Here is a 7,688-nt window from a genome sequence, read left to right on the forward strand (position 1 = left end):
GGTCGCAGCGGTGTCGAGGTGCTTGACGTCGCGCAGATCCTGCTCGGGTCCCTCGAGTACGACAAGGCGACGCTGCCGGAGAAGGGCACGGCCGCCAAGGAGGCCTCCGAAAGGGCCGAAGCGCGGGCGGCCGAAGCGCCCAAGGCCTCGACCGCCACGGCGACCGCGCCCGTCGAGGCGCCGGCCGAGGAGGCACCCGCGAAGGCGCAGGCGGCGCCTAAGTCTGAGGCCGCTGCCGCTCCCGCCGCACCTGCCAAGGGGCTCGGCATTGCCGGCGGCGCCAAGAAGCCGGGCGCCAAGAAGGCTGCGGCCGAACCGGCCGGAGAAGCCAAGGCGGAGGCAGCCGCTCCGGTGAAGGGGCTGGGCATCGCCGGCGGCGCCAAGCGACCTGGCGCGAAGAAGGCCGCGCCGGCGGCCGAGGCACCCAAGTCCGAGGCATCGGCCGAGTCCGGCGGAGAAGCCAAGGCCGCCGCCGCACCGGTGAAGGGGCTGGGCATCGCCGGCGGCGCCAAGCGGCCCGGGGCCAAGAAGGCCGCACCGGCGGCCGGGGCACCCAAGACCGACGCCACCAAAGCCGAGGCACCGGCCGAAGCGGCAGCCGAGACCGAGACCAAGGCCGAAGCCAAGGCACCCGCGGCGCCGGCCAAGGGACTGGGCATCGCCGCGGGAGCCAAGCGGCCCGGCGCCAAGAAGGTGGCGCCCAAGGCCGAAGCACCCCAGGCCGAGGAACCGAAGACGGAGGAACCGAAGACGGACGCCGAAGCCGAGCCAGCGCCGAAAGCGCAGTCGGCAAAGCAGACCGATGGCGACGACGCACCGTCGCAGCCACCGGTCAAAGGCCTGGGCATCGCCCGTGGGGCGCGTCCCCCGGGCAAGCGCTGACCTGCGTCTTTACCGCGTGACAGCAAATATCAGTGGACAGTGATGGCACCATTAGTGGTGTGACCACCCATCACCTGCCTGTGCACGCGTCGGCTCATCACCGGCCGCAGCGTAGTTTCGCGCAGTCGTCGAAGCTTCAGGACGTCCTGTACGAGATCCGCGGACCGGTGCACGCGCAGGCCGCGCGCCTGGAGGCCGAGGGCCATCGCATCCTCAAGCTCAACATCGGCAACCCGGCGCCGTTCGGGTTCGAGGCGCCCGACGTGATCATGCGCGACATGATCCAGGCCCTGCCGTACGCCCAGGGCTACTCCGACTCGCAGGGCATCCTGCCCGCCCGCCGGGCGGTGGTGACCCGCTATGAGTTGGTCGAGGGATTCCCCCGCTTCGACGTCGACGACGTCTACCTGGGCAACGGGGTGTCCGAGCTGATCACGATGACGCTGCAGGCCCTGCTGGACAACGGCGACGAGGTGCTGATCCCGTCGCCGGACTATCCGCTGTGGACGGCGTCGACCTCCCTGGCGGGCGGCACGCCGGTGCACTACCTGTGCGACGAGACGCAGGGCTGGCAACCCGACATCGCCGACATGGAGTCGAAGATCACCGAGCGCACCAAGGCGCTGGTCGTGATCAATCCGAACAACCCGACCGGCGCGGTTTACACCAGTGAAGTCCTCACCCAGATAGTCGATCTGGCGCGCAAGCACGAATTGCTGCTGCTCGCCGACGAGATCTACGACAAGATCCTCTACGACGACGCCAAGCACATCAACCTGGCCACGCTGGCGCCGGACATGTTGTGCCTGACCTTCAACGGCCTGTCCAAGGCCTACCGGGTGGCCGGTTATCGGGCCGGCTGGCTGGCGATCACCGGGCCCAAGGACCACGCCGGCAGTTTCATCGAGGGAATCAACCTGCTGGCCAACATGCGGCTGTGCCCCAACGTCCCGGCGCAGCACGCGATCCAGGTGGCCCTCGGCGGCTACCAGAGCATCGACGACCTGGTCCTGCCCGGCGGGCGGCTGCTCGAGCAGCGCGACGTCGCGTGGGCCAAACTCAACGAGATCCCGGGGGTGTCCTGCGTCAAGCCCGACGGTGCGCTGTATGCGTTCCCCCGGCTGGACCCGGAGGTCTACGACATCGAGGACGACGAGCAGCTCGTCCTCGATCTGCTGCTGCAGGAGAAGATCCTGGTCACCCAGGGCAGCGGCTTCAACTGGCCGGCACCGGATCACCTGCGCATCGTGACGCTGCCGTGGGCCCGCGACCTGGCGGCCGCGATCGAGCGGTTGGGCAACTTCCTCGTCGGCTATCGACCGTAAGCACCCCCGCGGCCGCCTCTACGGTGGAGCGGGTGACGCACTCCCACTCGCACAGCATGCCGTCGGGCCCGTCCGCCGTTGCTCCGTTACCCGCCCGGATCGTCGTCGGGCTGCTGGTCGCGATCGGCGTGGCGGTGGCCGTCGGCGCTATCGTGCTCTGGCCCAGCCGACAGCACGTCGACATCCCGATGCCGCTGCAGAACGCGGCGGGTGGGGCGGTGAGCACTCAGGCCGGGCACGTGCTGTCCAGCGGGACGGGTGACTGCGGTAGCCCGTCGGTCAGCCAGGTCCTCACCGGTACGCCGCAGCAGGCGCCGCCGGGTGCGGGCCGGTGCGTCTTGACCCAGGTTTCGATCGATTCCGGGCCCAACGCCGGTGCCCAGACGCTGCTGGAGTCCTCCCCCGGTCCCGGCCAGCCGAAATTCGCGGTGGGTGACCGCATTCGGCTCGTCCGGCAGGTCGACGATCAAGGCGCCACCAGCTACGCGTTCTACGACTTCGAACGTGGCTGGGCGCTGGTCGGTTTGGCGATCGCGTTCGCGGTGGTGATCGTGGCCGTGGCGCGGTGGCGCGGACTGCTGGCGCTGGTGGGCATCGTGGTCGCGTTTTTGGTGCTGGTGATGTTCCTGCTGCCGGCGCTGCGCGACGGCGCGCCGGCGGTTCCGGTGGCGTTGGTGGCGTCGGCGGCGATCCTGTACGCGGTCATCTATCTCGCCCACGGGGTCAACCTGCGGACCAGCGCCGCGCTGCTGGGCACCCTGTCGGCGCTGTTGCTGGCCACCGGATTATCCTGGGCGGCAATACAGTTGGCGCAGCTGACCGGGCTGTCCGACGAGCAGAACAGCACCGTCAGCGCGTATCTGGGCAGTGTGTCGATCGGCGGGCTGCTGCTCGCCGGGTTCATCATCGGGTCGCTGGGTGTGCTCAACGACGTGACGGTGACCCAGGCCTCGACGGTGTTCGAGCTCGCCCACCTCGGCGGCTCGCGTCGGGCGATCTTTCTGGGCGCCATCCGGGTGGGTCGCGATCACATCGCCAGCACGGTCTACACGCTGGTGCTGGCGTACGCGGGTAGTTCGCTGCCGCTGCTGTTGCTGTTCAGCGTCGCCAACCGCTCATTGACCGACGTGTTGACCAGCGAAAGCGTGGCTATCGAAATCGCCCGGTCAGCGGTGGGCGGTATCGCGCTGGCGCTGTCGGTGCCGCTGACCACGGCGATCGCCGCCGTGCTGGCCAAACCTAGTGAAATCGGCTCCGCTCCAACAGGTCCAGCAGATAGCCGCCGTAACCGGACTTGAGCAGGCCGTGCGCGCGCTCGGATAGTTGCTCGTCGCTGATCCAGCCCCGCCGCCACGCCACCTCCTCGGGAACGCTGACCTTCAGGCCCTGCCGGCGTTCCAGGGTGCGCACGAAATCGCTGGCGTCCAGCAGCGAGTCGAACGTTCCGGTGTCCAACCAGGCCGTGCCGCGGGCCATCACCTCGACCGAGAGCCGGCCCCGGTTCAGGTAGATCTGGTTGACCTCGGTGATCTCGTACTCCCCGCGCGCCGATTTCTTGAGGCCCTTGGCGATTTCGATCACGTCGTTGTCGTAGAAGTACAAACCCGGCACCGCGTAATTGGATTTCGGCGTCTTGGGTTTTTCCTCCAGCGACAGCGCCGTGCCGTCGTCGCTGAATTCGACGACACCGTAGGCCGACGGGTTGGCCACCCAGTACGCGAAAACTGCTCCCCCGCTGATGGATTGGAAGCGACTCAGGCTGGTGCCCAGCCTCGGACCGTAGAAGATGTTGTCTCCCAGCACCAAAGCGACCGGTTCGTTGCCGATGTGGTCGGCGCCCAGGACGAATGCCTGGGCCAGGCCGTCGGGCTTTTCCTGCGTCACATAGGTGATGTTGATGCCGAATTGCGAGCCGTCGGCCAGCAGCCGCTGGAATCCGGCCGCGTCATGTGGGGTGGTGATCACCAGGATGTCGCGGATTCCGGCCATCATCAGGGTGGACAGCGGGTAGTAGACCATCGGTTTGTCGTAGACCGGCAGCAACTGCTTGCTGATGCCCGTGGTGATCGGATGCAGGCGGGTGCCCGACCCGCCGGCCAGGATGATTCCGCGCATGGATAGCTCCTAACGCTTTGATCGGCCCTATTCGATGGCGTCGGACTCGGTGAGCTCAGTGGCAGCCAGCGCCGACGCCAAGCTCTCGTGCCGGAACACGGAGGTCACGTGGTCATGCACGACGCGAAATGCCAACGCGTTGGTGCCCGCCGCCGGATCGTCGGGGCTGCTCGGTTTTTGTTCGGCGACGACGACGCCGTCGTGCACGTACAGCTGGCCGAGCTGCGTGGTCGCCCGGCGCGAGGTGGCCCAGCCGCGCAGCGCCTCGTGGCCCTGCGCGGCTCCGTGCGCGTCGCCAATCTCGATGTCGTCGCTGGATAAGGCCGTCAACGTCTCGATGTCAGCGGCGTTGAGGGCGTCGTGCCATGCCAGAACGGTGGCGATCTCCGATGTGGTCATGGTGTGCAAAGTACCGTGCGACCCCACGGCTAGAGCGGCGTACGGCCCAACCAGCGCTCCCACACGCCGTCGTCGCCGAACAGTTCGATGCCCGTGTCCGCCAGCGGCTGACGGCGCAGGATCGCCAGCAGCAGCTCGGTCGCACCACCGCGCAGGGCTGCGCTGCCCTTGCCGTGCTGATGCGACCAGGCGATCCGGCCCTGCTCGACGGCGATCGTCCACTCGCCGGCTTCACCGAGGCCGGGATCGGTGGCATGCAGGTGCAGGGTGTCACCCTCCTCGAGCGGAAGCGGCGCCCCCTCGCCGCCCGCCTGGATCGCGACTCGTTCCAGCCATTCGGTGATGGCGTCGGCCGCCACGTCGGGTTCGAGGGTGAAACCCGCGCCCAGCGCGATCGCCGCGTCGGCCCGGTGCACCGCGACCTCGTGCAACCGGCGCCGGATCCACCAGTTCGCCGGACGCGACCCGAGGAACGTCCAGACCGGTGTTTGGACCCCGGTCAGCTCGACGGCGTCGATCAGGCGCTGGGCGCCGCCGTGCAGCCACGGAACCGCGCCGGCGGGATCGGGCGGCGGCTTGCCGCCCTCAACCGCGCGGGGGTCGAGGTAGCCCTCGAGTCGGTCACGCACGATCTGCGCCGCCCAGCGGTCGCCGCGGCCGACGTGGCGGAACAGCTGCCGCAGGGTCCAGTCCGGGCAGGTGGGCACCGGCGTGGACTCGTCGACATCGCGAAAAAGCTCCGCGAAGGCCCGGTTCTCGTCGAGGAATTTTCCGGCATAGTCCACGCGGGTCAGGCTACTCGCCGCGACAGCCGCCTCCCGCTCCCGCATGCCTTGCGGTGACGATTGCGCGCACTGCAGACTTGTCTCGTCGATGTCAGGCATGCCGGGCGTCCAGGCCGCCGAATGCCCTTGTCCCCGAGAGGTGCTCATGCCCAACGACAATGCGAGCCTTCCGGTCGCCCGCACAGCGATCCGCGCGTTCCGGGAGCGTGAGGGTTCCGAATACGACCAGAGCGGCGCGCACGGCATCTCCTCGGGGCCCGAGCGTCGACGGTGGGCGAGCGTCGTTGAGTCCGAGCTGTTTTCGGTCTGACCCTAGGGGCGCGGCGCGCCCAGGCGGTACACGCGCCAGCCCGCCTGCTGCCAGTGGGCGGCGTCCAGGCAGTTCCGCCCGTCCACGATGACGCGGGCCCGCACCCGGTCCGCCAGGTCGTTCGGGTCCATGTCGACGAACTGGCGCCACTCGGTGAGCACCAGCACCGCATCCGCGCGCTCGCAAGCCTCTTCGACCGAGACCGCGTAGTTCAGCGTGGGGAACAGGCGCTGCGCGTTGTCCAGGGCCTTGGGGTCATAGACGTTGACCGCGGCCCCGTTGAGCTGCAGTTGACCGGCGACGTTGAGCGCGGGTGAGTCACGCACATCGTCGGATTCGGGTTTGAACGCCGCACCGAGCACCGCGATGTTGGCGCCCAGCAGCGAGCCGCCGCAGGCCGCGCTGGCCAGTTCGACCATCCGGGTGCGCCGGCGCATGTTGATGCTGTCCACCTCGCGCAGGAACGTCAGCGCCTGGTCGGCGCCCAGCTCACCGGCGCGCGCCATGAAGGCGCGGATGTCCTTGGGCAGGCAGCCACCACCGAAACCCAAACCGGCATTGAGGAATTGGCGGCCGATCCGCGGGTCGTAGCCGAGCGCATCGGCCAGCAGGCTGACGTCGGCGCCCGCCGCCTCGCATACCTCGGAAATCGCATTGATGAACGAAATCTTGGTTGCCAGAAAGGCGTTGGCGGAAACCTTGACCAGCTCCGCGGTCTGCAGATCCGTCACCAGGAACGGCACCCCGGCCTCGAGCAGCGAACCGTACAGCTCACGAACGGCGACCTCGGCGCGCGTCGAATCCTGATTGATACCCAGCACAATCCGGTCCGGATTGAGGGTGTCCTGCACGGCGTAGCCTTCGCGCAGAAACTCGGGGTTCCAGGCGATTTCGACGTCGACCCCGCGCGGTGCCAGCGCCGCGGCCCGCTGGTTCAGCTCGGCCGCGGTGCCTACCGGGACCGTCGACTTGCCAACCAGCACGGCCGAGGTCGTCAACCGTGGCACCAGCGCATCGATCACCGCGTAGACGTGGCGCAGATCCGCGCCGTATTCACCCTTCTTCTGCGGGGTGCCCACGCCCAGGAAGTGAACGTCGGCGAAGTCGGCCGCCATGTCGTAGTCGGTGCTGAACCGCAGCCGGCCCGCGGCCAGGTTCTCCTTCAGCAACTTTTGCAGGCCCGGCTCGTAGAAGGGGATGTCTCCCCCGGCGAGCTTGGCCACCTTGCCGGGGTCGATATCGATCCCGAGCACATCGTGTCCCAATGCCGCCATCCCAACCGCGTGGGTGGCACCCAGGTAACCCGTGCCGAACACGGTGCATCGCATACAACCAGGTGTAGCTGGGCCCGATGAGCTAACTGCATCGGGGGGTTAAGCGGGAGGCAAACTGCAGATGACGGGTGGCTGCCGGCCTCAGGCGCTAGTGGCGACCGAAGCCGCCGTGACCTCCGCCGAAGCCGGGGAAGCCACCGCCGCCATGGCCCCCGCCGCCGGGGAACCCGGGGAAGCCGCCGCCGCCGTGCGGGCCTTCGTCACCGCCACCGTGCGGACCGAAGCCGCCGCCCGGGGGTCCACCGAAGCCCGGCCCACCAAGACCCGGGATCGGCAGCGGAATGGGCACCGGGATCGGCGCCACGGCGGGCGGGGGCGGTGGCGGAGCCGCCGGCGCTGGTGCGGGGGCCTCCGGGATCGGCGCGGGAGCCGCCGGCGCGGGAGCGGGCGCGGGAGCTTCCGGCGCAGGTGCGGGCGCCGGTGGAGCGGCAGCCGGCGCGGGCGCCTCGGGAGCGGGGGCCGGAGCGGGCGCCGCCGGCGCGGGTGCCTCGGGAGCTGTCTCTTATTCACAGCTCCGAGCCCACGAGACGCGTAGTAA

The 7,688-nt window shown here is 69.1% G+C and carries 9 protein-coding genes and 1 pseudogene; 5 read left to right on the top strand and 5 right to left on the bottom strand.

All coding sequences use genetic code 11. From position 1 onward, the window contains the following. The 3 genes and pseudogenes from A5782_RS25010 to A5782_RS25020 form a co-directional block, all read left to right on the top strand. Positions 1-882: pseudogene (locus tag A5782_RS25010) on the top strand (FeS-binding protein); the annotation flags it as partial. Positions 883-914: 32 nt separating this feature from the next. Then, positions 915-2,207: a pyridoxal phosphate-dependent aminotransferase gene (locus A5782_RS25015; RefSeq protein WP_067105071.1), complete on the top strand. Its 1,293-nt coding sequence runs from the start codon at positions 915-917 to the stop codon at positions 2,205-2,207. 32 nt (positions 2,208-2,239) lie between these two features. Further along, positions 2,240-3,505, top strand: coding sequence for a YibE/F family protein (locus tag A5782_RS25020; RefSeq protein WP_067105081.1), 1,266 nt, complete (start codon positions 2,240-2,242; stop codon positions 3,503-3,505). Here A5782_RS25020 and rfbA read toward each other — a convergent pair. Genes rfbA through A5782_RS25035 form a run of 3 tightly spaced genes read right to left on the bottom strand, consistent with a single transcriptional unit; the run spans position 3,447 to position 5,506 of the window. Continuing rightward, positions 3,447-4,322 (bottom strand): glucose-1-phosphate thymidylyltransferase RfbA, encoded by an 876-nt coding sequence (gene rfbA / locus A5782_RS25025; RefSeq protein ID WP_067105073.1) that lies wholly within the window; start codon positions 4,320-4,322, stop codon positions 3,447-3,449. The two genes, A5782_RS25020 and rfbA, sit on opposite strands and share 59 nt — an antisense overlap. Positions 4,323-4,349: 27 nt before the next feature. Continuing rightward, positions 4,350-4,721 (bottom strand): nuclear transport factor 2 family protein, encoded by a 372-nt coding sequence (locus A5782_RS25030; protein ID WP_067105085.1) that lies wholly within the window; start codon positions 4,719-4,721, stop codon positions 4,350-4,352. 29 nt (positions 4,722-4,750) lie between these two features. Further along, a complete protein-coding gene (locus tag A5782_RS25035) occupies positions 4,751-5,506 on the bottom strand; it encodes a maleylpyruvate isomerase family mycothiol-dependent enzyme (RefSeq protein ID WP_067105083.1) in 756 nt (251 codons plus the stop codon). 145 nt (positions 5,507-5,651) lie between these two features. Here A5782_RS25035 and A5782_RS25905 point away from each other — a divergent pair, with 145 nt between their 5' ends. Next, a complete protein-coding gene (locus A5782_RS25905; RefSeq protein WP_197694345.1) occupies positions 5,652-5,816 on the top strand; it encodes a hypothetical protein in 165 nt (54 codons plus the stop codon). A 2-nt stretch (positions 5,817-5,818) separates the two neighbouring features. On the opposite strand, the gene A5782_RS25045 is transcribed toward A5782_RS25905, so the two are convergent. Together A5782_RS25045 and A5782_RS26620 are read right to left on the bottom strand one after the other, a co-directional pair. Further along, entirely contained in the window at positions 5,819-7,144 is a 1,326-nt protein-coding gene (locus A5782_RS25045) for a UDP-glucose/GDP-mannose dehydrogenase family protein (protein ID WP_067105077.1), read from the bottom strand. 94 nt (positions 7,145-7,238) lie between these two features. Further along, a complete protein-coding gene (locus tag A5782_RS26620; protein ID WP_197694346.1) occupies positions 7,239-7,439 on the bottom strand; it encodes a hypothetical protein in 201 nt (66 codons plus the stop codon). Between A5782_RS26620 and A5782_RS27010 the strand changes: the two genes are divergently transcribed. Next, the coding region (locus A5782_RS27010) for a hypothetical protein (protein WP_231986783.1) at positions 7,432-7,688 on the top strand (257 nt) is incomplete at its 3' end. The two genes, A5782_RS26620 and A5782_RS27010, sit on opposite strands and share 8 nt — an antisense overlap.

It is taken from the genome of Mycobacterium sp. 852002-40037_SCH5390672 (assembly GCF_001665875.1).
Taxonomy (GTDB): Bacteria; Actinomycetota; Actinomycetes; order Mycobacteriales; family Mycobacteriaceae; genus Mycobacterium.

What these genes read in the sequence shown, in the direction of transcription:
- rfbA (WP_067105073.1), bottom strand. Translation starts at nt 4,322, where the DNA reads ATGCGCGGAATCATCCTGGCCGGCGGGTCGGGCACCCGCCTGCATCCG.
- A5782_RS25030 (WP_067105085.1), bottom strand. Translation starts at nt 4,721, where the DNA reads ATGACCACATCGGAGATCGCCACCGTTCTGGCATGGCACGACGCCCTC.
- A5782_RS25905 (WP_197694345.1), top strand. Translation starts at nt 5,652, where the DNA reads ATGCCCAACGACAATGCGAGCCTTCCGGTCGCCCGCACAGCGATCCGC.
- A5782_RS25045 (WP_067105077.1), bottom strand. Translation starts at nt 7,144, where the DNA reads ATGCGATGCACCGTGTTCGGCACGGGTTACCTGGGTGCCACCCACGCG.